Genomic DNA, 22,940 nt, shown 5'->3' with positions numbered 1-22,940 from the left:
GGTTTTCCTTTCCGTGAATGGTGTGGGTCAGCCGGATGAGTCGTCACGTTGCGTGAGGGCGATCAGGTCGGCTTCGAGGGCGGTGCGGTCGGGCTCGGTCAGGACGGCTCCCCACAGCGGGGCGCTGTTGGACCCGTCGGTGGCGGCGATGACCATGCGAGCGATCGCGGGGTCGAGGCCGTCTTCGAAGAGCGCGCTGCGCCACTGCGCGGCGTCTGCTTGGGCGAGTTCTTCTAGGGCGGGCTCGAACATCAGGTGAGCGGCTAGGGCGATGTAGTCGCGTAGCCCGCTGGGGTCCCCGGCGTGAGCGAAGCTGACGCGGATGTAGGCGCGGGTGAGTCTGCCCGGGACCCCTTCGGGCTCGGCGGTCGCGGCCTGCTCGACGTGGCTGCGGAACTGGGTCATCAGGTTGGTGGCCACCCCGTTCAGCAGTGTTTCCTTGTTCGGGAAGTGGTAGAGCAGGCCGCCTTTGGAGACCCCGGCGGCCTCGGCGATGTCGGTCACGGGCACCGTGGTGCCGTGCCGGCCGATCAGGCGTGCGGCCGAGGTCAGGATGAGTTGTCTGGTCTCGTCTGCGCTGCGTCCGGCGGTCCGTGCCATGATGCGTCTCCTTTCTCGTGGGTTCGGTTCAAGGATTTCAGTTGTGGTCAGGTTTTCAGTGGTCGGCGGTGACGGCGTCCTTGTTGTTCGGGATGAGGGTGAAGGCCACGATCGCGGCGAGGACCATCACTCCCCCGGCGATCAGGGTGGTGGACTGCATTGCCGAGACGAACGCGTGCTGCGCGGCTTCCAGGACCGGGCTTCCGGGCTCGAGGACCGCGGTCGCCGAGGCGAGTGAGTCCTCGACCCGGGCCGCTACCTCGCCGGGAACACCTGTCGGCAGGTCGAGGCCTCCGCGGTAGAACACGCTCATCAGCGAGCCGAGGATCGCGATGCCCAGGGCCACGCCGAGCTCGTAGGCGGTCTCGGCGACCGAGGCCGCGGCTCCGGCCTTGGCTGGCTTGACGGCGGAGACCACCGCATCCACCGACAGGGTCTCGGCGACACCGATGCCCAGCCCGAGTGGGACCACGGCCAGCAGCACCCAGGCCAACTGCTCGCTGCTCTCCAATGCGGCCAGCAGCCCAAGCCCGACCGCGCCGGTGATCAGAGCCACCCCGATCGCCCGGCCGCGACCGAGACGGGTGAGGAGGAACCCGACCACTGCCACAGCGGCCATCGCCGAGAGGGCGGCGGGTAGCTGCGCGAGTCCGGCCTGGAGCGGGCTGAGGCCGCGGGCGAGCTGGAGGTACTGGGAGAAGAAGAACAGCACACCGCTGAGGGCGAACACCGAGATGAAGTTGACCAGCACCGCGCCGCTGAAGGCAGGCACGCGGAACAGGTCCACGTCGATCATCGGAGAGGCGGTCTTGCGCTGACGGCGCACGAACAGGATGCCGCCGACCACGCTCGCGATGATCGCCGCTGCGGTGAGGAGGTCGAACTTGCCGCCGGTGACCTGCTTGATCGTGTACACGAACGGGATGATCGCCAGCATCGACAGGCCGCTGGAGATCAGGTCGAACCGGCCGGGGTTGGGGTTGCGGGACTCCGGCAGCAACCACGCGCCCAGGCCGATGACCAGTGCCATGACGGGCAGGTTGATCAGGAACACCGAGCCCCACCAGAAGTTCTCCAGCAGTGCCCCGCCTACCAGAGGGCCAAGTGCGATGCCGCTGGCGGCCGCTGCCGACCAGATCGCGATCGCACGGGTGCGCTCAATCGGATCGGTGAAGATGTTGCGGATCAGCGACAGCGTCGAGGGCATGATCGTCGCTCCGGCCACACCCAGCAGCAGGCGTGCGGCGATGAGGACTTCCGCGGTCGGCGCGAAGGCGGCCAGGATGGAGGCGAGTCCGAACGCTGCGGCTCCGATCAGCAGCAGCTTCTTGCGCCCAATCCGGTCGGCCAGGTTCCCCATCGTGACCAGCAGCCCCGCCAGGGCCAGGGAGTAGATGTCCCCGATCCACAGCACCTGCGAGGCCGTCGGGGACAGGTCGGCGGTCAGCGACGGCACCGCCAGATACAGCACCGTGGCGTCAATGGCCAGCAGCAGCACCGCTCCCACCAGCACAGCCAGCGAGGCCCATCGCCTGGCTGGCGTCATCAGTTCATTCATGTTCAGTCTCCTCAGTATCTTCCTCAAACTAAACCGTCGTGCCGGTACAGTTCTGGTGGTAGTGCGCAGCCCGTACAGGACTGCTGGTGTGATGTGCGGCGAGGTGCCGCGTGGCGCTAGCTGGTGTGTTCGCTGCTGGTGCGTGCGAACGATGCCGCCAGGCTCGCGAACCGTTCCAGGCTCTGGCGGGCGAGGTCGTTGTCTCGGTGGGCCAGCCAGGACCAGGCGACTCCGTTAAGTGTGTCGAGGACGAGTTCGGCGAGCACTCGCTCGTCCTGGGCGAAGTCCAGACGCGCCTCGTCCGCCAGGCGGGTGATGTAGCCGGTGGCTTTCTCCAGGGAGGCGGCGTGCTCGTGCTGTGGCAGCTCCTGGAGTTCGGGGTCGCGCAGCGCGAAGCTGCCCAGGTCGAACAGGACCAACTGCGCGTCGGGGTCGGTCTCGATCTGTGACCAGAACGCCAGCAGCAAGGTGCGGATGTTCTCAAACGGGCTTGCATCGGGTGAAATATGCGGCCAGGCGGCCCCCAGGTCGATCTCGATGTCACTGGCCAGCAGGGCTGCGTACAGCTCCTTCTTGGAGTGGAAGCAGTAGTGAAACGCCCCGTGCGGCATCCCCGCCTCAGCGCAGATCGCACGGGTGCTCGCCGCAGCGATCCCGTCGCGCCTCATCACCCGCAGCGCGGCGGCCACCAACTGCTCTCGACGCTCGCCAGCGCTGATCTGATTGCGCGGCGTACGCGCCTCTCCTCGATCGTCCATAGCCCCATCATACGCCTTGGGCACACGACGTGGCCAGTTGACCTAGGCGAGTGGCCAAGTTAGTGTGTTGGGAGACGTCACGCGGTGCCCGAACTCATGGCCGGGCTTCAGGCCGCACTCCGACCTCTGACCGGGTGCGCCCGCTCACAGCCAGCCACCAGGGGCGATGGACGGTTCGACCCGATAGATCGTGAACAGGAGGGCCCTTTCGATGACTCCTCCCAACGCCACCGGCACCCCTCGTATCCCCGGCCCTGCCGCCCTGCCGGTGGTGGGGAACCTGTTCGAGGTGCTGGGCGCTTCGCAGGAGACCTCAATCGAGTTCGCTGAGGACTATCACGCCAAGTACGGCGGCATGTTCGCCCTTGATGTGCTGGGCACGCGGCAGATCTTCGCCTCGGAACACGCGCTGGTGGCGGAGATGTGCTCCAGTCCGTTGTGGTCGAAGAAGGTCCATGACGCGATCGATCAGGTGCGCGACTTCGGTGGTGACGGGCTGTTCACCGCGTACAACGAGGAGCCGAACTGGGGGAAGGCGCACCGGTTGTTGATGCCGGCGTTCGGGACGATGGCGATGAAGGACTACTTTGGCCAGATGCTCGACATCGCCGAGCAGATGATGGTCCGCTGGGAGCGCTTCGGGCCAGACGTGGAGATCGACGTCGCCGAGGACATGACCCGGCTGACGCTGGACACGATCGCGCTGTGTGCGTTCGATGTGCGGTTCAACTCGTTCTACTCCGAGAACCATCACCCTTTCGTCGGTGCGATGGTGGGCGCGCTGACCGAGGCGGGGCTGCGCAGCGAGCGCCTACCGGGGGTGCAGCCGTTCATGGTCGGCACCAACCGCCGCTACCGCGAGGACATCGCCACCATGCGGCAGATCACCCAGGACATCGTCACGGCCCGCGCCGGTAGGCCTGTCGATCAGCGGCCTGATGACCTGCTGGAGCGGATGCTGTCGGCTGCGGACCCGCTCACCGGGGAGAAGCTGTCGGAGGAGAACGTCCAGTATCAGCTCGCGACCTTCCTCATCGCCGGGCATGAGACCACCTCCGGGCTGTTGTCCTTCGCGACCCACAAGCTGCTGACCCACCCCGATGTGCTCGCGAAGGCCCGCGAGGTGGTTGATGAGGTCTTGGGTGATCGGACCCCGGAGTTCGCTGACCTGGCCAAGTTGGGCTACATCGGGCAGGTTCTGCGTGAGACCCTGCGGCTGCATCCCACCGCTCCGGCGTTCGCGCTGTCCCCGAGTGAGGACACCACGCTGGGCGGATACGACATCGCCGCCGGAGAGAGCGTGATGGTGATGCTCCCGACCCTGCACACCGATCCGGCCGTGTGGCCCGAGCCGACGCGGTTCGACCCGGACCGGTTCTCCCCGGAACGGATGGATGAGATCCCCGAGTATGCGTGGATGCCGTTCGGCCACGGCGCACGGGCCTGCATCGGTCGTCCCTTCGCGTTGCAGGAGGCCACCTTGGTGCTGGCGATGATGCTCCAGCGCTTCGACATCGCCCTGACCGACCCCGGGTATGAGCTGAAGATCGCCGAGTCGCTGACGATCAAGCCCAAGAACCTCACCATCCACGCCGCCAACCGCCTCAGCCACACCCAGCTCCGCACCGACGCCACAGCACCCGCGTCCGCCCCTGCTCCTGCTCCTGCTCGGAAGGCGTCCGCCGCCGCGACACCACCGGCGGATGCGCACGGCACGCCGATGCTGGTGCTTTACGGCTCCAACGGGGGCAGCAGTGAGGGCTTGGCCCGCACCATCGCCGGCGATGGGGCCGCCCGTGGCTGGCACACCCGAGTGGCCTCCCTCGATGAGGCCACCGCGGACCTGCCCACGGCCGGGCCGGTCGTCATCGTGACCTCCTCCTACAACGGCACCCCACCCGACAATGCGAAGCGCTTCGTCGACTGGCTCACCACCACCGGCCCGGACCTGAGCGGTGTTGAATACCTGGTGCTGGGCTGCGGGAGCCTGGACTGGGCCGCCACCTACCAGCGCGTCCCCACCCTCATCGACGACGCCATGACTGCTGCCGGGGCCACGAGGATTCGTGAACGCGGTGCCACCGATGCCCGCACCGACTTCTTCGGCGACTGGGAACGCTGGTACCAGCCGTTGTGGCCCGAACTGTCCGAGCACTACCAGATCGAGGACACCGCCCCGACAGGCCCCCGCTACCGGATCGCCTCCACCAGCCAGCCCGCCGCCCATCGTGAGGAGGCCACCGCGATCGTGCTGGAGAACCGCGAGCTAGTCCGCGGCGACTCGCCCCGCTCCAAGCGGCACCTCGAACTCCGCCTGCCCGAGGGCATGACGTATCGCACCGGCGACTACCTCTCGGTGCTGCCGCAGAACCACCCCGAACTCGTCACCCGCATGCTCACCCGCCTGGCACTGCCAGGCGACGAGTTGGTGACCATCGACTCCGACGCCCCCAGCGGACGCATCCCCGTCGGAGTGCCGGTGCGGGTCGATGACCTGCTGACCCGCCACGTCGACCTGACCGCCCCAGCCACGCAGGGGGTACTCGCCTCGCTCGCCGAGACGACACGCTGCCCTCCCGAGCGCGCAGAACTCGAAAAGCTGGCCTCCCCTGAACAGGCGGACACCATCAGGCAGCGCCGGTTCTCACTGCTGGACCTGCTGGAGATGTTCGCCTCCTGCGAGGTCGACCTGGCCTGGGTGATCGAACGACTCCCCGCCCCCAGGGCACGGCAGTACTCGATCAGCTCCGCCGCCGAAACCCAGACCGAAGTAGCACTGACCGTCTCAGTCATCGAGGGCCCCGCACTCTCGGGGACGGGCACCTACCGAGGCGCGGCCTCCAGCTACCTTCAGCGCGTCCAGCCCGGCGACCGGCTCACCGTCACCCTCGCTTCGCCGACCGAGCACTTCCGGCCCCCAGCCCAGAACTCGATCCCGGCGATCATGATCGCCGCTGGCTCCGGCATCGCCCCGTTCCGCGGCTTCATCAACGCTCGTCATGCTCGCGCCACCGGCGGCGAACCGGCGGGTGAGACGGTGCTGTTCTTCGGCTGCCAGCACCCCGACTGGGACGACCTCTACGCCGAAGAGTTCGCCACCTACGAGGCTGCCGGGACGCTGCGCGTGCACCGGGCATACTCACGCAAGCCCGACGGCGAGGTCCGCTACGTCCAGCACCGGCTCTGGGCCGAACGAGACAGCATCCTCGACCTCATCGAGCAGGGCGCGCACGTGTATGTGTGCGGTGACGTCACCGGCATGGGGCCAGCGGTCGAGGAGACCCTGACCCGGATCGGCCAGGACGTCCACGGACCCAACTGGCTCACCGAACTCAGCCAGACCGGGCGATACGCCACTGACCTCTTCTGAGCCACTCACATGAGACTGCGGGCTCAGACGACTGACAGTTCCTTTCGAGAACTCAGACTCTCGGAGCTGAGTTCTCGTCACGTCGCACGCTTCGGAAGTGGTGCACGCGGACCTCACGCCGATTCGCGTGTTGCTCCTGATCGTGGAGGTAAGCCATAGGCGCGCGCGAGGCTGTGAGGAGACTCCATCTCGAACTCGACAACGGCGCGGATTGGTCGCACTCGCTAGCAGAGAACCGAGATGTTCCCGGAGGGATGACGGCTCTCGAACTTGTCCGGACGCTCGCGTCGAGTCGAGCGCTCTTTCGCCATGCGCAGATCATGAATGTGATGGAAGGCAGTACTCGGATCGAGACTGCCAACGGCGACTATATGCTGAGGGCCGGGATGTCGATCGCCCTAGGGGCAGACAGATGGTGCCGGATCAAGCCACAAGGCCGGGTGCGCATCTGGTCGATCTATGCAGATGAGCAGTTTCTTCGCATGCAGATGTCTTGGTTTCTTCCTCATCGCGAACGTGTTCACAGTGGGCTGCACCCCTGCGAATGGGATGGTACGGCAATAGTGTTGACTCCGGGGACTGCCGCCCTACGCAAGGTCGAGCCGCTGTGGCGTCAGATGAGCATCCTGAATGATGGTACCCATGCGCCAGAAGTAGCTGCGATCCACACCATTGAGCTGTTCGCTCGCTGGGTTTCCGGTGTTCTTCCTGTCTTCCTGGACGCTAGCATGTCACCGCAACCCATTCGCCCGTTGTGGCGGCCGATCGCTGGACGGCTGACCCGGCCACCCTCAGCTGGCCATGTCACCAAAGCGATTGACCTTCTGCGCGCTCGACTGGCGGAACCTTGGACTGTGAACTCTCTGGCAAACGAGGTCGCTGTGTCGCGCACCCATCTCACGCGTCTCTTTACGGCACACGCCGGCGCGCCTCCGATGCGGTTTCTTGCTGAGATTCGATTAACGGAGTTCACACGCTTAATCGAAGAAACAGATGTGCCTATAAGCGCGGCCGCCCGGCAAGTGGGGTGGGTGGATTCTCGCATCGCCTCCGCTCGATTCCGACGTCGATTCGGCGTATCCCCATCCGAGTTTCGGGAGACACCTCACCCGGCCGCGACCTAGGGACGTCCTGCGGGCAGCTCCAGCCGACGCACCTCCGCGCAGCGTGGCGTGATGCGTCATTCGTGCCCCGTCATGCGCGATGTGTACCGCAGTCGTGACAACTGCTGGACAGTCTGCCTCGACGTAGGTAGTCCGGAATAGACACGTCGGGTTCTTCAAGATGCCTGACGGTCACAGTCTCGATTCCTTGTCCGTCTCGTCTTCCTGATCCTCCCGACGCACCTCACGGTCGTAGGGCCACCCAGCGAGGGGTGGTCTCCGGATGGGAGGGAGGTCTGGCGATGGTGAAGGTAGGCGACGCTCGCGGGGCGCACGATCTGATCGAGCGGCGGGCCTCATCGGTCGCTGCGGTCTTCTCCCGGCTCGGCGGGGACGTGCCGCTACCGCTGGTCGCGCACGAGCTAGCCCGACACGGCGTGCCGGTGTTCCCGTGCGCGCCCGGCGGGAAGCGCCCGATTCCCGATCGAGGTTTCCACGAGGCAACCAACGATGTGAGACAGGTGGAGGCGTGGTGGCGGCATCGGCCTCATGCGAATCTCGCCATCCCGACTGGCGCAGCCTCGGGTGTCGTCGTCGTCGACGTCGATGTACACAAGGTCAACGGGTATCCCGCATTCAGACGCGCTACACGCGCCGGGCTGCTGCCGGAGCCGTTGGCGGTCGTTACCACGCCGACCGGCGGCAGGCATCTGTACTACCCAACGGACGCCGAACGTGAGCAGCGATCGTGGCAGGCGGGCCGGGCGGGTATCGACTTTCGGGGCGACGGCGGCTACATCATCGTGCCGCCCTCGCAGCGCCCCATCGACGGTCGCCGGGTGCCGTATCGGGTCGAGAGCATGGCGACGCGCCCTGTCGCGCTACTAGACGCGCAGCAGTTGCGTGACTTCCTCGACCCGCGCCCGAAATACGCGCCCGCGCCGGAACCGCCGGGCGGCTGGCCGCTGGACGTTGCCCGGCTCGCCTCGCAGGTAGCTCGCAAACCCGAGGGCGAACGCAACCTCGGGTTGTTCAAGGCCGCGTGCCGCATGGCTGAGCACGGACACTCACCCCGCGACGCGCTCAACGCGCTCGGCCCAGCAGCGGGCCAGTCCGGGCTGGGAGAGCACGAGATCACCCGGACAGTCGGCTCGGCGTATCGCCACGTCAGCACCTACGGGCCGCGCCGTCGCGCCCCGGTACGTCAGACGGGTTCCGGGTTCGCCCACACCGAGCCGCCTGTCTCGGTGAGTGGTCGGAGGCTGTGATGAGCGTGCGGCAACCGGCATGGGGTTGGGCGGTGGTGACCGCCGCGACCGGCACCGTGCTGATCGGTATCGGCGCGTTCTGGCTCTCGTTCATGGCGCTGGCCGATCTCGCGGCCCGGTCGGGTATCGCGCCGGGGCAGGCGTGGATCTGGCCCTTGCTCGTGGACGGCCTGATCGTAGTCTCCACCATCGCGGTTGTCGCACTCGATGGTCGCCGGGGTGCCTGGTATCCGTGGGCGTTGCTGATCTGCGGAGCACTCGTGTCGGTTGCTGCAAACGCGCTGCACGCGATCGTCGCCGCCGACGCCAGCGTGCCCGCCATGCTCGCCGCAACGGTCGCGGCCGTGCCGCCGCTGGTACTGCTCGCCAGCACGCACCTCACCGTCGTCCTCACACGCTCGACCACCGCGCCACCGAGCACGGCGCAGGCACCGCCCGAGCTATCCGCCGCGACCGAACCCATGGCCGCGATCGAGTCCGAAGCAGACCCGGAGGCCGAGCTGGTGCTGGGGCGGCGTGAGCGTGCCACTCGGCTGCGGGAGGCCGGCTGGTCGAACAAGGCCATCGCCGACGAGCTCGGCGTCCATGCCTCGACGGTGGGCCGCTGGTTTACCCCGCCGGTCAAGGAGCCGGAAACCACAACAGAGATGGAGACAACACCATGAACATCGACCCGCGCGAGCAGGCGCATGCCTACGACGACTGGCACGTCGAGGATGTGCCTGAACCGGAGATGCCGGAAGACCGCAGCGAGGTTCGGCAGGTGCCCGAGGCGGTCGCCGCTGCCGACGTGACCAAGCGCAAGGACACCACGGTCGAGACCCCCGCGACTGACGAGATGACCGGTGCAGCTGAGGCGGCAGAGGTCGAGCAGAAACTCGAGGAACACCGGGCGCGCGGTATCGAGTGGGTGCGGCCCACCGATCTCATCGCCCGTAACACGGCGTCGCTGGCCGGGCGGGGCATCGACATGGAAGTCGAGATGTCACGCAAGGCCCGCGAACCACTCGTGGCCGGGCTGCGGAACCTCAGCGACCGGGCCAGGCGGCTGTCGCCGCTGACGGCGTTCGGGCACGGTGCCCGGCACCACGCGCCGACGAGGGCCGCGGTCGGGAAGTCGTGAAGTGGTGAGTAGCGATGATTCGACAGCGAACGCCCGACCGCCCCCGACCTGTTGGGCATGGGAGCGCACCTGGCTGGCAGGAGGTGCCTACCATGACAACTCGCACAACCGAGCACGTACCGGAGGATTTCACTCGCAGCGAGGGCTTGCGTGCCCTGCTGAACCGACTGCACGAGGGCGGCCCTGGCGCTTGGCAGTGCGATCCGGTGGCCGCCGACCTGATGGCCTACGCCGCCGACAAGTACGGGGCGCTGGCCCGCAAGCACGGCCTCGACCCGTGGGAGGCAGCCAGTGCCGCGTTCGATGTGATGCGCACCAAGGCCGCCCGCACCGCGAACGATCCGTGGGGCGTGGTGACCCACGCGGTTCGCATCACCTGCATCGCCGAGGAACGCGGGCAGGGCCTGCTCTGTTCGGTGCATCAAGCCCGGCGTCCGCACATCTCCGCGTTCCACGACGCCGAGCGGCTGTCAGATCGAGAGAACCCGCTCACGGACTACCACACGGCGTTCCACGTTACCGACCCAGACCCGACTGGCACGGACGAACCGGCAAGCACGACGGCGTGCTGCTCGACAGACTCGGCGGTCGAAGACGCCATCGCACTGTTCACGCTGCTGGGCTGGCCCCCGCATGTCGCCCGCGCCGGGGTCGAGCACATCTGCCAGGCGCTTGCCCGGGCGGGCAGCCGCCAGAGCGCCTATGAAGCGCTGCGCCGCGACAAGCACGCCCGCGCCCTGCTCGACGTGAACAGCACCGCGTGGACAGCGCTGCTGAAGGCACTGCTCGGGCACCCCAGCCCGGCCTACGCCGCGACCGCTGCCGGGCGCGGCATCTTGCTCAGGCTGCTGATCGGCGAGAGCCTGCGCGCGCTGCTGCGCGACGACGATCTCGTGCTGATGATCTCGCTCGCGGCCCCAAAACGTGGGGGCCGGTCATGAGCAGGCATACCGGGCACATCGAACTCAACCGCACCGTCGAGTCCATCGTCGTCGGCAACCGTCACCGCACTGACTTGGGTGACCTGACCGCGTTGGCCGAGTCCATCGCCCGCGACGGCCTCCTGCAACCGCTGACGGTCACCATCGACGGGGTGCTGGTGTGCGGTGCGAGGCGGCTGGCCGCAATCAAGATGCTCGGCTGGCGCACGGTGAGCGTGTGGGTGCGCTCGGGCATCTCGGGCAGGCTCGGTCACCTGCTGGCCGAGCAAGACGACAACATGCTCCACAAAGACCTCACCCCGGTCGAGGCGGCTGCGCTCTACCGCGAGCTGAAGACCCTCATGGCCGAGGATGCCGCGCGCAGGCAGGCCGCGACACGGTTCAGCGCGGAGAACCAGCCCGGAAAGGACGGTGCGGGAAAGTTTCCCGCACCGTCCGAACCTGTGGGCCGTGCCAGCGAGCAAGCCGCCGCGATGATTCCCGGCGGCGCGTCGTACAAGACGCTCGACAAGATCGACTACCTGCGGCAAGTCACCGACGACCCCGACCTGCCCGCCACGGTGCGCGGCGACGCCGCTGCCGAACTCGAACGCATCGACGCCGGTGCCCCGGTGCATCCCGGCTTCGAGCGCATCCGCGCCGCCGTCACCGAGACCGCAAGCGAGACCACCGACCTGGAGGCACTCGCACGAGAGGCCGTCGCCCGCGCGCAGGCGGCACAGACCAAGCCTGCGCCGGTCACCTTCGCGGGCGCGGCCGAGCCTGCACGGTGGCCGGTGCGCGCGTTCGTCGCCACCTGGAGCGAGCTTGCCGACTGGTGGACGCACTACGACGCCGAGGTGCTGGCGAACGAACTCAGCGATGAGCAGATCGCCTCGTTCCTGGCGACCGCTGACGGCACCAGCACGTTCGCCGACGACCTGCGCACGGCGCGGCAGGCGTTGAGCAATCCGCGCAGGCACCTCCGGGCGCTCTGACCCTCGTCGGGTGCGCGGACGGCGCACCTGGGGGTCATGAAGACGACTCCCGATGATCCCGCCCGCACCCGCCGCCGACTGATCTCCTTTGTCTGCGCCGGCGTCGCGTTCCTCGTCCTGGCTGCGATCGGCGTCTACGGGCTGGTGACCGGCCCGAACGACGACGGCACCCGACCCGAAGCACCGGCAGCGCCTGCGCCCACCGACCCGACCCGGCCGACTCCGCGCCTGCCCTACATCGCCCCGTCGACCGACCCCGACGAGTTCGCGCGCGAGGCCGCGCACGTGCTGTTCACCTGGGATACCACCAGCGGGTTCCTGCCGCTGGATTACACCGCCGTGCTGCTGGACGTGGGCGACCCGACCGGGAACGAGCAGGCGGGCCTGGCCTCTGACATCGCCTCCTACCTGCCGTCGCGTGACGCCTGGGTCGATCTGCGCCAGTACAGCACGAGCCAGCACCTGACCATCACCGAAGCCTACGTGCCCGAGCAGTGGGCACAAGCGGTCGAACAAGCCCGGCCCGGACAACTCCCGGTCGGGGCGACCGCCATCACGATCGAGGGCACCCGGCACCGCGAGGGCATCTGGAACGACGAACCCGTGACCTCCGAGCACTCGGTGGCGTTCACGATCTTCCTCGCCTGCCCGCCCGACGACCCGCCGACCGGCAGCCAAAGCGAGACCAGCACGCCCGATGCGGGTGTCGTGCCGTCCTGCTACCTGCTGCGCCTGTCGATTCTCGACCAGCCACTGCGCTGAGACGGAGGCCATGACGATGAAGAAAGCAGTCATCGCCCTCGCCCTTCTGCTCCTGCTCGGCCCATTCATGGGCCTGCTGGGTATCGGCGTGCTGATGAACCCCTCCGCGAACGCCGAGTGCACCATCGACGGCTCCGGCATCACCGTAGGGAACATCCCCGACTCGTTGACCGCGACCACCGCGAACGGCGAGACCATCACGCTCAACCGGCAGCAACTCACGCACGCGGCCACCATCATCGAGATCGGTTCCGGCATCGACGGGGTGGGGCGCGACGGCATCCAGATCGCGCTCATGGCCGCACTGACCGAATCCAGCCTGCGGATGCTGTCGAACACCTCCGCCTACCCCGAGAGCGCCGACTACCCGAACGATGGCAATGGCTCAGACCACGACTCACTCGGCCTGTTCCAGATGCGCCCGCAGTCGGGGTGGGGAACGGTCGCCGACCTCATGGACTCCACGTATCAAGCGCGGGCGTTCTACGGCGGGCCGGACGGCCCCAACTACCCGAGTCCGCGTGGCCTGCTCGACATTCCTGGCTGGCAGCAGATGGGCAAGGGCGAGGCGGCACAGGCTGTCGAGGTCTCAGCCCACCCGGACAGGTACAACAACTACGAGCCGGTCGCGGCCACCATCCTCAGTGCCCTCACCGGCTCCGGCGGCCCGACCACCGCGACTGGCCCCTACCTGGTGACGACTAGACAAGTCACGGAGTCTTCGCGCGTGGTGTTCCCGCTGCCCGAGGGCACCTGGGTCGTCACCAGCGAGTTCGGGTATCGCAGCGACCCATTCACCGGCGAGACCTCCTATCACTCCGGTCTCGACCTCGGCGCAGCTGACGGCACCCCCATCCTGGCCGCCGCTGACGGCACAGTGACTGTGGCTGAGTTCTCAGGCGGTTACGGCGGTCTCATCATCATCGAGCACACCATCAGCGGGCAGACCGTCGCCACCGCCTACGCGCATATGTGGCAGCACGGCATCCACGTCTCGGTCGGAGATCACGTGCGCGCGGGCCAGCACATCGGCGATGTCGGGTCGAGTGGACGTAGCACCGGAGCACATCTGCACTTCGAGGTTCGACCCGGCGGCACCAACGGCGAACAGATCGACCCGGCAGCATGGCTGAACCAGCACAACGCCGCCGACCTCCCCGAAGCCTCAGTCGGGCCTCCCCACGGTTGCGCGGGCACCAACGGTATCGCCGGTGACCCGGCTCCATTCGACGGCGACGACCCGAGCCGGATGGTCGATGACCCGACGTCGACCGGGCAGATCACTGCCCGGATGCTGCACCTGTATGAGCAGACTCTCGCCCAGTTCCCCGACACGGGCTGGGGCTGCTACTCGCCCCGGCCCGGCACGCAGTCAGAGCATCCCCTGGGCAGGGCGTGTGATCTGACGTTCGGCAACGCGATCGGCCAGTATCCGGCCAGCGAGCAACTCGACTACGGCTGGCAGGTCACCGAGTGGATGCAGACCCACGCCGAAGCTCTCGGTGTCGAGTACCTGATCTGGCAGGGCAAGATCTGGTCGCTCTCGCGCGACTCCGAGGGCTGGCGTTCCTACAACGGCGGCGGGATGCACGACCCCGACAACGTGACGGGTGGGCACTACGACCACCTGCACGTCACGGTGAAGTAGCGGGGGTGCGTCATGGATGTATTTCCCGACTTCGATGGACTGGCCGGTATCGACGATCTACGGGAGGTCGTCGGGGCGCTGCTGATGTTCGCGCTCGTGATCGCGGTGCTGATGCTGATCGTCTCGGCGATCATCTGGGCGGTCTCATCGAGCACCGGCAACTATGCCGCCGCCGCCAAGGGCCGCGTCGGAGTGCTGGTCTCCCTCGGAGGCGCAGTCCTTGCCGGTGCCGGTGTCGCGTGGATGAACTGGCTGATTGGCATCGGCCAGCAACTCTGACGACTCCGGCTTCTTCTGAGCGCCCGCCCCTCTCTGGGGCGGGCGCTTTCGTGTGCGTGGCAGCGGAGAGCACCTGACGGCAGAACCATCCGTCCTCTCACAAAGGAGAACTGCCGTGATCGACATCGACCCCAACTCCAGTGGCTTGCCGGGTATCGACCAGCTGCGCATCATCGTCGGCGCAGTCATGACCGTGGGCTTGATCCTGTCGGTCCTGGCGTTGATTGTCTCGGCGATCATCTGGGCCTACGGGTCCAACTCTTCCAACCCGCATCTGGCCGGTCGCGGCAAGATCGGCGTCTTGATCTCGTGCGGTGCCGCCGTCGTCTGTGGCGCGTCGGTCACGCTCATCAACTTCTTCTGGGGCGTCGGCCAAGCCGTCTGACCCGCCCATCTACTCCGAACCACTAGGAGGCTCGTGATGGGCGTGTGCGATATCCCCGTCATCTCCACCGTCTGCGACGTCGCCGGTGAAGCCGCAGCGACGCTGATCTCGGCACCATTCGACTGGCTCGCCAGTGCGATGGGCGCGGCAGCCGCCTGGATGTTTGAGGCTGTCTGGACGGTCTTCGACACGACCACGATGGTCGACGTCACCAGCGGCGAGTACTTAGGCGTCTACAACCTGATCTTCGGAATCGCCGTGTTCGTCATGCTGCTGTTCTTCTGTCTACAGCTCATCACGGGCATGATTCGCCGAGAACCCGCCGCCCTCTCCCGAGCGGCCCTCGGGCTGGCCAAGAGCGTCCTCGGCTCCTTCGTGGTGATCACCCTCACGGCCCTACTGCTAGAGATTGTTGACCAACTCTCGGTCGGCATCATCCAAGCCGCTGGCGAAACCACAGCCACGATGGGCGACAAGATCGCGATCCTCGTCGCCGGATTGACCGCGCTGAACGTGGGGGCACCCGGTGTCGGTGCGATCTTGACCATCTTCCTCGCGGCCTTGGCCATCGCAGCCGCTGCGATCGTCTGGCTGAGCCTGCTAGTCCGCAAGGCGCTCCTACTGGTCGCGGTGGTCTTGGCCCCGTTCGCGTTCTCCGGCGCCTCCTGGGATGCCACGCGCGGCTGGATCTCCAAGTGGGCGATGTTCGTCGTCGCGCTCATCCTCTCCAAGCTCGTACTCGTCGTGATTCTGCTGGTCGCAGTGACCCAGGTGTCGGCCCCGATCGACGGCGATTTGTCGAGTATCGCCGACCCCCTCGCCGGGGTCGTGCTGATGGCGCTGGCCGGGTTCGCGCCGTACATGACATACCGCTTCCTGTCGTTCATCGGGTTCGACCTCTACAACTCGATGGGCACCGAGCAGGAAGCCAAGAGCGCGCTCAACCGGCCCATTCCGACGCCGGGCAAGCCACAAGGGGGCGAGCCGAAGAAGGTGCTCGACGAGGGCAGCAAGGGAGGCGGCGACAAGTCCAGCAGCGCAGGTAGCAACGGGGGCGGCGGGGCCGGTGGAGGCCCCAAAGCCAACCCCACGCCTGCCCCGTCCTCGGCAGGCGGCGGAGGAGCCGGTGCGAGCAGTGGTGGTGCAGCTGGTGCAGGCGGCTCCGCCGGAGCCGCAGGTGCCGGTGCCGGTGGAGGCGCGGCGGCGGCAGGGCCGGTCGCCGCCGGAGTCGTGGCGGGTGCCGCCGTGGTCAAAGCCGCCGCCACCGCCGGGCCGAAAGCGGGCCAGGCGCTGGCCGGTCAAGCCGATCAAGCGGCCAGCGGTGCCGAGCAAGCGGGGTCGGCTCCGGTCACCCCGCACGCGCCGCCGCCCTCGCAACCGCTGCCGAAAACCCCGACCAGTTCCGCGCCGCCGCCGAAGCCCAAGCCGACGAAGGAGTGACACGCCATGCCCAGCCCGGAGACGCCCCACGAGCCAGGTGGCGGCGAACTGGTGCCCGTGAAGTTCTCACGCCTCACCAGACGCGGCATCCTGCTCGGCCTGTCGCTGAGCCAGCTGATTACCCTCGGCGTCGGTGGGGCGAGCCTCGTGGCCGCGTTCTACGGCGGCGGCGGCCTCCTGTTCCTCATCACCGCCCCGATCTGGGTACTTGCTGCCGCGATCACCTGGATTCCCGTGGCGGGCCGCCCGCTCGTCGAGTGGCTGCCGGTGGCCTGCTGGTGGCTGTGGCGCAAGACCGGCGGGCAACTGGCCTACCGGCGCAGAATCGTCACCCCGCGCCCTGCGGGAACGCTCGCGCTGCCCGGCGACATGGCCCGGCTGCGCGAGTACACCGACCCCGAGACCGGGGCCGGGATGGTGCACGACCCGACCGCCGGAACCCTCACCGTCGTCACCGTGATCACCCATCCCGCGTTCGTGCTGCTCGACCCCGGCGAGCAGGAACGCCGCGTGACCGCGTGGGGCCGGGTGCTGGCGACCGTGTGCCGCTCCGGGCGCATCGCCACCCTGCAAGTGCTGGAACGCACCCTGCCGGACTCCGGGCAGGGCTTGGCCGAGTGGTGGGCCGCGCACGGCACCGCCGACGGCTCGTGGGCGGCGACGACCTATCAGGAGCTGATCGACCGGGCCGGACCTGCCGGGGAACGTCACGCGACCACGCTCAGCCTGAGCCTGGACATGCGCGCCGCCGCCCGCCAGATTCGCACCGCTGGCGGCGGCATCAAGGGCGCGGCGAACGTACTGCGGCAGGAGATGGGCACCCTGTCGGCAGCGCTGCGCTCGGCAGACCTGACGAGCAAGGGCTGGCTCAGCACCGGGCAGATCGCGGTCATCCTGCGCTCGGCGTATGACCCGGCTATCGCCGCGACGCTGGAACGCCACGGCGACCTCGGACACGACCTCGCCACCGCCGGGCCAGTCGCGGTCACCGAGTCGTGGGGGCATCTGCGCAGCGACTCGGCCTATCACACCGTCGTCTGGATTTCGGAGTGGCCGCGCTCGATGGTGCATCCGGGGTTCCTCTCACCCGTGTTGCTGTCCAGTGGTATCCACCGTGCGTTCTCGCTGATCTGTACCCCGCTGCGCACCGATCAGGCCGCGCGCGACATTCGCCGCAAGAAGACCGAGTACATCAGCGACGCGGCCCAGCGCGCCCGCATCGGGCAGATCGAAGACGCTTCGCAAACCGCTGAATACCACGACGTGCTCCAGCAGGAGGCAGACCTCACCGCCGGGCACGGAGTGCTCCGCTACACGGGTCTGATCTCGGTGTCTGCCGACTCGCTCGAGGAACTGGAAGCGGCAGTCGCTGCGATCGAGCAGGCCGCCATCCAAGCCTCGTGTGAGGCCCGCGTGCTGGTCGGCCAGCAGGCCCAAGCGTTCACCGCCGCCGCGCTGCCGCTGTGCCGCAAGGTCTGAGCCGTCGGGCGCACCTCGAAGCCACCTGCACCTGTTCATCTGGAGGTCCGACATGCCCACGTTCAACGACCCGACCGCTGACGCTGCGGAAGCAAACGCGGCGTTGCGAGGCCTCGCGCACGCCAGCCGACGCATCGACAACCCCGACAAGCTCCACGGCATCGTCGGGGAACTACTGGCCGCGACCCGCTTGCTGGAACAGTCGTTCATCCAGCTCGCCGGAGCAGGTATCACCTACCAAGGCCGGGCCGCTCATGACGACGGTGACCGCGACCTCGGTGCCGCGGATGTCTGGGCCGCTGCCGATGCGCTGCGCCAGGCCGCGCAGCATGTCAGCGCCGCCGAGAGCTGCCTGGATCAGGCGTCCGGGCACCTGGGGCGCATCGCCTGGCAGCCGTCCGAGCGCCAGTGGGTGACCGTGGTGTTCTTGCAGGGCGAGGAAGCCGACCGGGTGCTTGACTTCATCGACCGCGACGGCACCGACGCGGCAATCGAGTATCTGCGAGGCTTGGACTACGGCGACGAGACCAACAATGCCGCGCTGGCAAACGGGCACGTCTACGACGAGCTGCCCGACAGCACAACCGACAAATACGCCAAGACCGCCGGCTACTCCCTCACCTACAACCGGACGCTCGGCAACGTCGCCCTCTACCGTGACTACAACCCGCCAGCCAACGCCACAGCAAACGCCGACGGTTCACAGCGGGTGGAGCCCGCACAGGATGCGGCGAACGTCGAGGCCGCGCGCCGCGCGCTCGATGAGCGCCGCGACCGCGTGCGTGGCGATGGGTCCTGGTTCACCCCCGACCGCATCGCGGACATCAAGCGCGACCGGGGGCTGGAACGATGAGCCACAGCGACGAGGAGAAGCTGCACGCCTCGGTGCTGGTCGCCCCCGCGAAAGAGCGGCGCCGCTACCGCAAGCAGCGGCGCCAAGCCGCGGACCAGCTGCACCGCGAGCAGCGCCAGCAGCGGATAGACGAGGCCAAGGCCCGCGCCGAAGCGGACAAGGCCGAGCGCGCCGCACGCCAGTATCTGCCCGCCGCCGGGGAACCCGGACCCTCGATGCTGCGTACACCGGGCCGCTTCCAGTTGCCCCGACATCAAGACACCTCCGCCACCCTCTCCGGCGCGTACCCGTTCGTCGCCGAGGGCGGCCTCGGCTCGTCCGGTGTCTTCGTCGGTCAAGACTTGTACTCGGGCGGGAGCTTCGTCTACGACCCGTGGGTGCTGTACGCCAACGGCGTCATCACCGCGCCGAACGTCGTGCTGGCCGGAATCGTCGGGTCCGGCAAGTCCTCACTGGCCAAGTCGCTCTACACGCGCAGCCTGCCGTTCGGGCGGCGCGTGTACGTGCCGGGTGACCCGAAAGGGGAACATACCGTCATCGCTGAAGCGGTCGGCGGCAGGGCGATCGCGCTCGGCCACGGCATGGCCAACAGGCTCAACCCTCTGGACGAGGGGTATCGGCCCTCCCACTTCACCGATGCGGAGTGGGAGAGCACCGTGGCAGCGCGCCGCCGCGACCTCATCGGCGCGCTGGCCGAGGTCGTCCTCAACCGAGGCCTCACGCCGCTGGAGCACACCGCAATCGACACGGCGCTGATCGCGACCGTGCGAGAGAACACCGTGCCGATTCTGCCGATGGTCGTAGACCGTATCCTCGCCCCGTCCGACGACGCCGACGGGCGACTGACCGAGGACGGCCGCATCGTCGGCCACGCCTTGCGGCGTTTGGTCGCAGGCGACTTGGCGGGATTGTTCGACGGCCCCTCGACGGTGCAGTTCGACCCGACGCTGCCGATGATGAGCCTCGACCTGTCGCGGGTGACGGAGAACAGCACGCTCATCAGCGCGCTAATGACGTGCTGTTCGGCGTGGATGGAGTCGGCGCTGCTCGACCCGGCAGGCGGGCAACGGTGGGTGATCTATGACGAGGCGTGGCGGCTGATGTCTCAGCCGTCGTTGCTGAGACGGATGGACGCGCACTGGCGGCTCGCCCGGCACTACGGCATCGCCAATGCCTTGATCTTCCACAAGCTGACCGATCTGGAGAACGTCGGTGACTCCGGCAGCGCCATGCGTTCGCTCGCCAACAGCCTGCTGGCGAACGCCGAGACGCGGGTGATCTACCGGCAGGAATCCGACCAGCTGGGCGTCACCGCCAAGGCCCTCGGCCTGACGACCACCGAGCGTAAGCTGCTGCCCTCACTCGGCGTCGGGCAGGGCCTGTGGCGCATCAAAGAACGCAGCTTCGTCGTCCAACAGCAGTTGCACCCTGCTGAGCTCGCGCTCTTCGACACGAGTGCCCGGGCATCGGGGCGCTCTCCGGGCGGGAGCGTGCGATGAGCCAGAGCGAACCTGATCGGGAGCGCCTCACGCTGACGATGACGGCGCTCGACGACGGCCTGAACCGGATCGCTCGGAAGCACGAGGGCGCGGTGCAGTTCTTCTACGAAGATCCCGAGACGTTCGGCGCCGGGCACTTCGTGTTCTACCCGGAGAACGACACCCGCTCACGGTTTGCGATCGAAGAGCAGTACACCGGCACCGACTGGTCAGACGACGAGCGGCTGCCGACGTCGTGGACGTGGACAGCGGAACGTCGCGTGCGCCACTCGGACGGCACGCACATGTGGGGCGTCGAGCGCACCGGCGAAGCGCGTGCGGAGGACTTCTGGCAGGTGCTCGTCGAGGCCGAGAACTGGGCGCGGCGCATACAGAACCGCACCACTCAGGCCGCACAGTTCGGCATCGGTCACCGCCGAAGGAACGAACCGCCCGCGCCGAGGCTCTAGCCGCTCGCCGGGAGGCGTCAGGCGCACCTGACGGCATGAGAAAACCACTTGCCCATGCCGCTGCTCCCGCGCCGGTCTCGATGCCGCTGATCCGCCTCGCCGTGCACGACGACGGCACGATGAGCGCCACCGTCGACGGGGAACCCCTCGCCCCGCCGGTCGCCGAGGGCGCATGGCGGCGCGGCTCGTTCGCGCGGATTGTCGATCAGGTCACCGCCGAGCGGATGATTCCGGCACGAGTCGAGGTCACCGAGGCCGATGGCTCGACGTTCACCGACATCATCACCGCCACCGCCCGCAAGAACACCCCCGCTCCGGCCCCGCCGGAACCCGAACCTGCGGATGCGCCCCGGCTGCTGGAAGTGACCGGGGATGGTTTCGTGCCCGGTGAGGACATTGCGGTGTGCCACATCATCAGGCACACCGACGCCGCCCCGACTGGCACCGCCCGCGCGCTCATCGACCTGGCCTGTGACCACGTCGACCCCGGCGACGAGGTTGTGCTCGTGGGCAGGGTCTCGGGCACGTTCGTCGTGCGGAGCCTGTCATGAGTGCCCCGGCACCGGGCAGGCAGACCGGCTCCTTCGGTGACGAGCTGACCAACGCCGCCATGATCGGACTGATCGGGGTGTTCGCGCTCACGCTGCTGCTGCGCGGTGCCGGGTCGGTCGCGGCGTTCCTCACCGGCACCGCTCAACCCCTGGCCGGCCCCGCCGCCGGGGTCGGGGTGCTGTTCAACCCCGGCGACCCGGCGACCGCGCTGGAGGCCGATGGCCTCAGTGTCGTCGCCTATTGGATCGTCGCGGTCGTGCTGCTGGGGCTGCTGGCGGCGGCGATCACCTGGGCGTGGACACTCCTGCGCCGCCAGTCGCGCAAGAGTGCGCAAGACCCTCATCGACTTCCCGGCACGGCAACGAAACATGACGTGGCTCAGGCCGCCTCCGCCAAGGCGCTGCTATCTCGGGCAGGGAATCTCCGGCCCTCTCTGGAGCGTCCCGCGCCGTCCGATGTGGGCTATCGGATCGGCACCTCGCATGGGCTTGACGTGTGGGCCAGCGTGGAGGACTCTCTGCTGGTCATCGGCCCGCCTCGAAGCGGCAAATCCCTCCAGATCGTCGTGCCGACGATCCTGGATGCGCCCGGCGGAGTGGTCGCCACCTCGACCCGCCCGGACAACCTCACCGCGAGCCTGCGCGCGCGCCAACGCATCGGCCCGACCGCCGTGTTCGACCCGCAGCACCTGGCCGAGGGCATCCCGGCCGGGCTGCGCTGGTCACCGATCAGGGGCTGCGAAGACCCGCTGACGGCGATGATCCGCGCAACCGGCCTCGCCTCGGCCACCGGCCTAAGTTCGGGCGGCGTGGAGGGCGGCGGGTTCTGGGAGGGCAAGACCCGCTCCGCGCTGCAGGCGCTCTTGCACGCGGCCGCGATCGACCACAGGCCACCGTCGGAATTGTTCCGGTGGACGCTCGACCCCACAGCCGCCGCCGATGCGGTGGCGATCTTGACGAACAGCCCACTCGCGGCGGGCGGCTGGGCCGAGTCGCTGGAGGCGATGATCGACGCCGACCCGAGGACGCGCGACTCCATCTGGCAGGGCGTGTCACTGTCGCTGAGCGCCCTGGCCGACCCGCGCGTGCTCGATGCGGTCTCACCTGGCGCGGGCGAAGACTTCGACCCGGAGAAGTTCATCCTCTCGCGCGGCACCCTCTACCTGCTCGCCACCGGCGCGGGCGCGGGCGCGAGTGCCGCGCTCGTGGCGGCGTTCGTGGAAGACCTCGTCGAGGCAGCCCGCCGCGTAGCGGCACGCTCACCTGGCGCACGCCTCGACCCGCCCCTGCTGCTGGCCTTGGACGAGATCGCCAACCTCAGCCCGCTTCCCAGCCTGCCGACACTCATGTCGGAGGGAGGCGGAACGGGAATCACCGCCATGCCCGTGCTCCAAAGCCTCGCCCAAGCGCGGGATCGCTGGAGCGAGAACCAGGCCAACGCGATCTGGGATGCCGCGATCACCAAGATCGTCCTCGGCGGCGCATCCAACAGCCGTGATCTGCAAGACCTCTCCTCACTGATCGGGGAACGCGACGAGTTCACCGACAGTGTGACCTTGGGCGACCACGGCACCCGGTCCAATCAACGCTCGGTCAGACGCATCGCGATCATGCCGCCCGAGCGAATCCGCACCCTCCCGTTCGGCACCGCGGTCACGCTGCTGCGCTCGGCCCCGCCGATCATCACCGATCTGCGGGCCTGGACGAAGCGAGACGACGGCGAGCGACTGAAAGCCGATCGGATCGAGATCGAGGCGTTGCTGGAACGAGGCGCGAATGGCCCCTGAGCTGCACCTCATTCACCGACCGCTGAACCGTGGCCGCGAGCTGCGATCGGTGGTCGCAGCAACGACGGCAGAGGCGTGGAGGTGATGGCCAATGGCCCGCAGGAGCCGGA

Annotated in this window: 21 protein-coding genes; 18 read left to right on the top strand and 3 right to left on the bottom strand. The window is 68.0% G+C overall.

The features are described 5' to 3' along the window. Positions 1-27: 27 nt before the first annotated feature. From AC0VYB_RS08815 to AC0VYB_RS08805, 3 genes are all read right to left on the bottom strand, one after another. Positions 28-600 carry a TetR/AcrR family transcriptional regulator gene (locus AC0VYB_RS08815; protein ID WP_036340967.1) on the bottom strand — a complete coding sequence of 191 codons (573 nt, stop codon included), beginning with the start codon at positions 598-600 and terminating at the stop codon, positions 28-30. Between the two features lie 55 nt (positions 601-655). Next, positions 656-2,158, bottom strand: coding sequence for an MFS transporter (locus tag AC0VYB_RS08810; RefSeq protein ID WP_036340970.1), 1,503 nt, complete (start codon positions 2,156-2,158; stop codon positions 656-658). A gap of 116 nt (positions 2,159-2,274) precedes the next feature. Next, positions 2,275-2,916: a TetR/AcrR family transcriptional regulator gene (locus tag AC0VYB_RS08805; protein ID WP_259790909.1), complete on the bottom strand. Its 642-nt coding sequence runs from the start codon at positions 2,914-2,916 to the stop codon at positions 2,275-2,277. Positions 2,917-3,127: 211 nt separating this feature from the next. Between AC0VYB_RS08805 and AC0VYB_RS08800 the strand changes: the two genes are divergently transcribed. The 18 genes from AC0VYB_RS08800 (at position 3,128) to AC0VYB_RS08715 (ending at position 22,830) form a co-directional block, all read left to right on the top strand. Then, on the top strand, positions 3,128-6,286 hold the full coding sequence (locus tag AC0VYB_RS08800) for a bifunctional cytochrome P450/NADPH--P450 reductase (protein WP_036340976.1): 3,159 nt from the start codon (positions 3,128-3,130) through the stop codon (positions 6,284-6,286). Between the two features lie 254 nt (positions 6,287-6,540). Beyond that, entirely contained in the window at positions 6,541-7,410 is an 870-nt protein-coding gene (locus AC0VYB_RS08795; RefSeq protein WP_080695013.1) for a helix-turn-helix domain-containing protein, read from the top strand. A 281-nt stretch (positions 7,411-7,691) separates the two neighbouring features. Further along, positions 7,692-8,657: a bifunctional DNA primase/polymerase gene (locus AC0VYB_RS08790; RefSeq protein ID WP_052001291.1), complete on the top strand. Its 966-nt coding sequence runs from the start codon at positions 7,692-7,694 to the stop codon at positions 8,655-8,657. Continuing rightward, positions 8,657-9,322 (top strand): DUF2637 domain-containing protein, encoded by a 666-nt coding sequence (locus AC0VYB_RS08785; protein ID WP_052001293.1) that lies wholly within the window; start codon positions 8,657-8,659, stop codon positions 9,320-9,322. Before AC0VYB_RS08790 ends, AC0VYB_RS08785 begins: the two co-directional genes overlap by 1 nt. Then, a complete protein-coding gene (locus tag AC0VYB_RS08780) occupies positions 9,319-9,780 on the top strand; it encodes a hypothetical protein (RefSeq protein WP_052001295.1) in 462 nt (153 codons plus the stop codon). Before AC0VYB_RS08785 ends, AC0VYB_RS08780 begins: the two co-directional genes overlap by 4 nt. Positions 9,781-9,872: 92 nt before the next feature. After that, positions 9,873-10,721: a hypothetical protein gene (locus AC0VYB_RS08775; RefSeq protein ID WP_036340978.1), complete on the top strand. Its 849-nt coding sequence runs from the start codon at positions 9,873-9,875 to the stop codon at positions 10,719-10,721. Further along, on the top strand, positions 10,718-11,698 hold the full coding sequence (locus AC0VYB_RS08770; RefSeq protein ID WP_058630943.1) for a ParB N-terminal domain-containing protein: 981 nt from the start codon (positions 10,718-10,720) through the stop codon (positions 11,696-11,698). The genes AC0VYB_RS08775 and AC0VYB_RS08770 overlap by 4 nt, the downstream gene beginning before the upstream one ends. A gap of 36 nt (positions 11,699-11,734) precedes the next feature. Then, positions 11,735-12,460, top strand: a complete 726-nt coding sequence (locus tag AC0VYB_RS08765; RefSeq protein WP_036340984.1) for a hypothetical protein — start codon at positions 11,735-11,737, stop codon at positions 12,458-12,460. Positions 12,461-12,476: 16 nt separating this feature from the next. Then, the gene (locus AC0VYB_RS08760; RefSeq protein ID WP_231728765.1) at positions 12,477-14,108 is read left to right on the top strand and encodes a M23 family metallopeptidase; all 1,632 of its coding nucleotides are present in this window, start codon (positions 12,477-12,479) and stop codon (positions 14,106-14,108) included. A gap of 12 nt (positions 14,109-14,120) precedes the next feature. Then, on the top strand, positions 14,121-14,387 hold the full coding sequence (locus tag AC0VYB_RS08755) for a DUF6112 family protein (protein WP_036340989.1): 267 nt from the start codon (positions 14,121-14,123) through the stop codon (positions 14,385-14,387). Positions 14,388-14,502: 115 nt separating this feature from the next. Then, positions 14,503-14,772 (top strand): DUF6112 family protein, encoded by a 270-nt coding sequence (locus AC0VYB_RS08750; protein WP_052001297.1) that lies wholly within the window; start codon positions 14,503-14,505, stop codon positions 14,770-14,772. A 36-nt stretch (positions 14,773-14,808) separates the two neighbouring features. Beyond that, positions 14,809-16,212, top strand: coding sequence for a hypothetical protein (locus AC0VYB_RS08745; RefSeq protein WP_058630945.1), 1,404 nt, complete (start codon positions 14,809-14,811; stop codon positions 16,210-16,212). A gap of 6 nt (positions 16,213-16,218) precedes the next feature. After that, on the top strand, positions 16,219-17,691 hold the full coding sequence (locus AC0VYB_RS08740; RefSeq protein ID WP_052001299.1) for an SCO6880 family protein: 1,473 nt from the start codon (positions 16,219-16,221) through the stop codon (positions 17,689-17,691). Between the two features lie 52 nt (positions 17,692-17,743). After that, positions 17,744-18,544: a hypothetical protein gene (locus tag AC0VYB_RS08735; RefSeq protein ID WP_036340994.1), complete on the top strand. Its 801-nt coding sequence runs from the start codon at positions 17,744-17,746 to the stop codon at positions 18,542-18,544. After that, the gene (locus AC0VYB_RS08730) at positions 18,541-20,043 is read left to right on the top strand and encodes an ATP-binding protein (RefSeq protein ID WP_058630946.1); all 1,503 of its coding nucleotides are present in this window, start codon (positions 18,541-18,543) and stop codon (positions 20,041-20,043) included. Before AC0VYB_RS08735 ends, AC0VYB_RS08730 begins: the two co-directional genes overlap by 4 nt. Next, positions 20,040-20,492, top strand: coding sequence for a hypothetical protein (locus tag AC0VYB_RS08725; protein WP_036341000.1), 453 nt, complete (start codon positions 20,040-20,042; stop codon positions 20,490-20,492). Before AC0VYB_RS08730 ends, AC0VYB_RS08725 begins: the two co-directional genes overlap by 4 nt. Before the next feature lie 35 nt (positions 20,493-20,527). Then, entirely contained in the window at positions 20,528-21,043 is a 516-nt protein-coding gene (locus tag AC0VYB_RS08720; RefSeq protein ID WP_036341003.1) for a hypothetical protein, read from the top strand. Then, the gene (locus AC0VYB_RS08715) at positions 21,040-22,830 is read left to right on the top strand and encodes a TraM recognition domain-containing protein (RefSeq protein WP_036341006.1); all 1,791 of its coding nucleotides are present in this window, start codon (positions 21,040-21,042) and stop codon (positions 22,828-22,830) included. Before AC0VYB_RS08720 ends, AC0VYB_RS08715 begins: the two co-directional genes overlap by 4 nt. The last annotated feature ends 110 nt before the right edge of the window (positions 22,831-22,940 follow it).

This window comes from Brevibacterium sp. Z349TD_9 (assembly GCF_056173565.1).
This window is presented reverse-complemented; position numbering and strand designations above follow the sequence as displayed.

Bases quoted from the DNA above. Each gene is read 5' to 3' on its own strand.
- AC0VYB_RS08755 (WP_036340989.1), top strand. From the start codon at position 14,121: ATGGATGTATTTCCCGACTTCGATGGACTGGCCGGTATCGACGATCTA.
- AC0VYB_RS08730 (WP_058630946.1), top strand. From the start codon at position 18,541: ATGAGCCACAGCGACGAGGAGAAGCTGCACGCCTCGGTGCTGGTCGCC.
- AC0VYB_RS08810 (WP_036340970.1), bottom strand. From the start codon at position 2,158: ATGAATGAACTGATGACGCCAGCCAGGCGATGGGCCTCGCTGGCTGTG.
- AC0VYB_RS08765 (WP_036340984.1), top strand. From the start codon at position 11,735: ATGAAGACGACTCCCGATGATCCCGCCCGCACCCGCCGCCGACTGATC.
- AC0VYB_RS08715 (WP_036341006.1), top strand. From the start codon at position 21,040: ATGAGTGCCCCGGCACCGGGCAGGCAGACCGGCTCCTTCGGTGACGAG.
- AC0VYB_RS08725 (WP_036341000.1), top strand. From the start codon at position 20,040: ATGAGCCAGAGCGAACCTGATCGGGAGCGCCTCACGCTGACGATGACG.
- AC0VYB_RS08745 (WP_058630945.1), top strand. From the start codon at position 14,809: ATGGGCGTGTGCGATATCCCCGTCATCTCCACCGTCTGCGACGTCGCC.
- AC0VYB_RS08740 (WP_052001299.1), top strand. From the start codon at position 16,219: ATGCCCAGCCCGGAGACGCCCCACGAGCCAGGTGGCGGCGAACTGGTG.
- AC0VYB_RS08815 (WP_036340967.1), bottom strand. From the start codon at position 600: ATGGCACGGACCGCCGGACGCAGCGCAGACGAGACCAGACAACTCATC.
- AC0VYB_RS08770 (WP_058630943.1), top strand. From the start codon at position 10,718: ATGAGCAGGCATACCGGGCACATCGAACTCAACCGCACCGTCGAGTCC.
- AC0VYB_RS08735 (WP_036340994.1), top strand. From the start codon at position 17,744: ATGCCCACGTTCAACGACCCGACCGCTGACGCTGCGGAAGCAAACGCG.
- AC0VYB_RS08775 (WP_036340978.1), top strand. From the start codon at position 9,873: ATGACAACTCGCACAACCGAGCACGTACCGGAGGATTTCACTCGCAGC.
- AC0VYB_RS08780 (WP_052001295.1), top strand. From the start codon at position 9,319: ATGAACATCGACCCGCGCGAGCAGGCGCATGCCTACGACGACTGGCAC.
- AC0VYB_RS08785 (WP_052001293.1), top strand. From the start codon at position 8,657: ATGAGCGTGCGGCAACCGGCATGGGGTTGGGCGGTGGTGACCGCCGCG.
- AC0VYB_RS08720 (WP_036341003.1), top strand. From the start codon at position 20,528: ATGAGAAAACCACTTGCCCATGCCGCTGCTCCCGCGCCGGTCTCGATG.
- AC0VYB_RS08790 (WP_052001291.1), top strand. From the start codon at position 7,692: ATGGTGAAGGTAGGCGACGCTCGCGGGGCGCACGATCTGATCGAGCGG.
- AC0VYB_RS08805 (WP_259790909.1), bottom strand. From the start codon at position 2,916: ATGGACGATCGAGGAGAGGCGCGTACGCCGCGCAATCAGATCAGCGCT.
- AC0VYB_RS08795 (WP_080695013.1), top strand. From the start codon at position 6,541: ATGACGGCTCTCGAACTTGTCCGGACGCTCGCGTCGAGTCGAGCGCTC.
- AC0VYB_RS08760 (WP_231728765.1), top strand. From the start codon at position 12,477: ATGAAGAAAGCAGTCATCGCCCTCGCCCTTCTGCTCCTGCTCGGCCCA.
- AC0VYB_RS08800 (WP_036340976.1), top strand. From the start codon at position 3,128: ATGACTCCTCCCAACGCCACCGGCACCCCTCGTATCCCCGGCCCTGCC.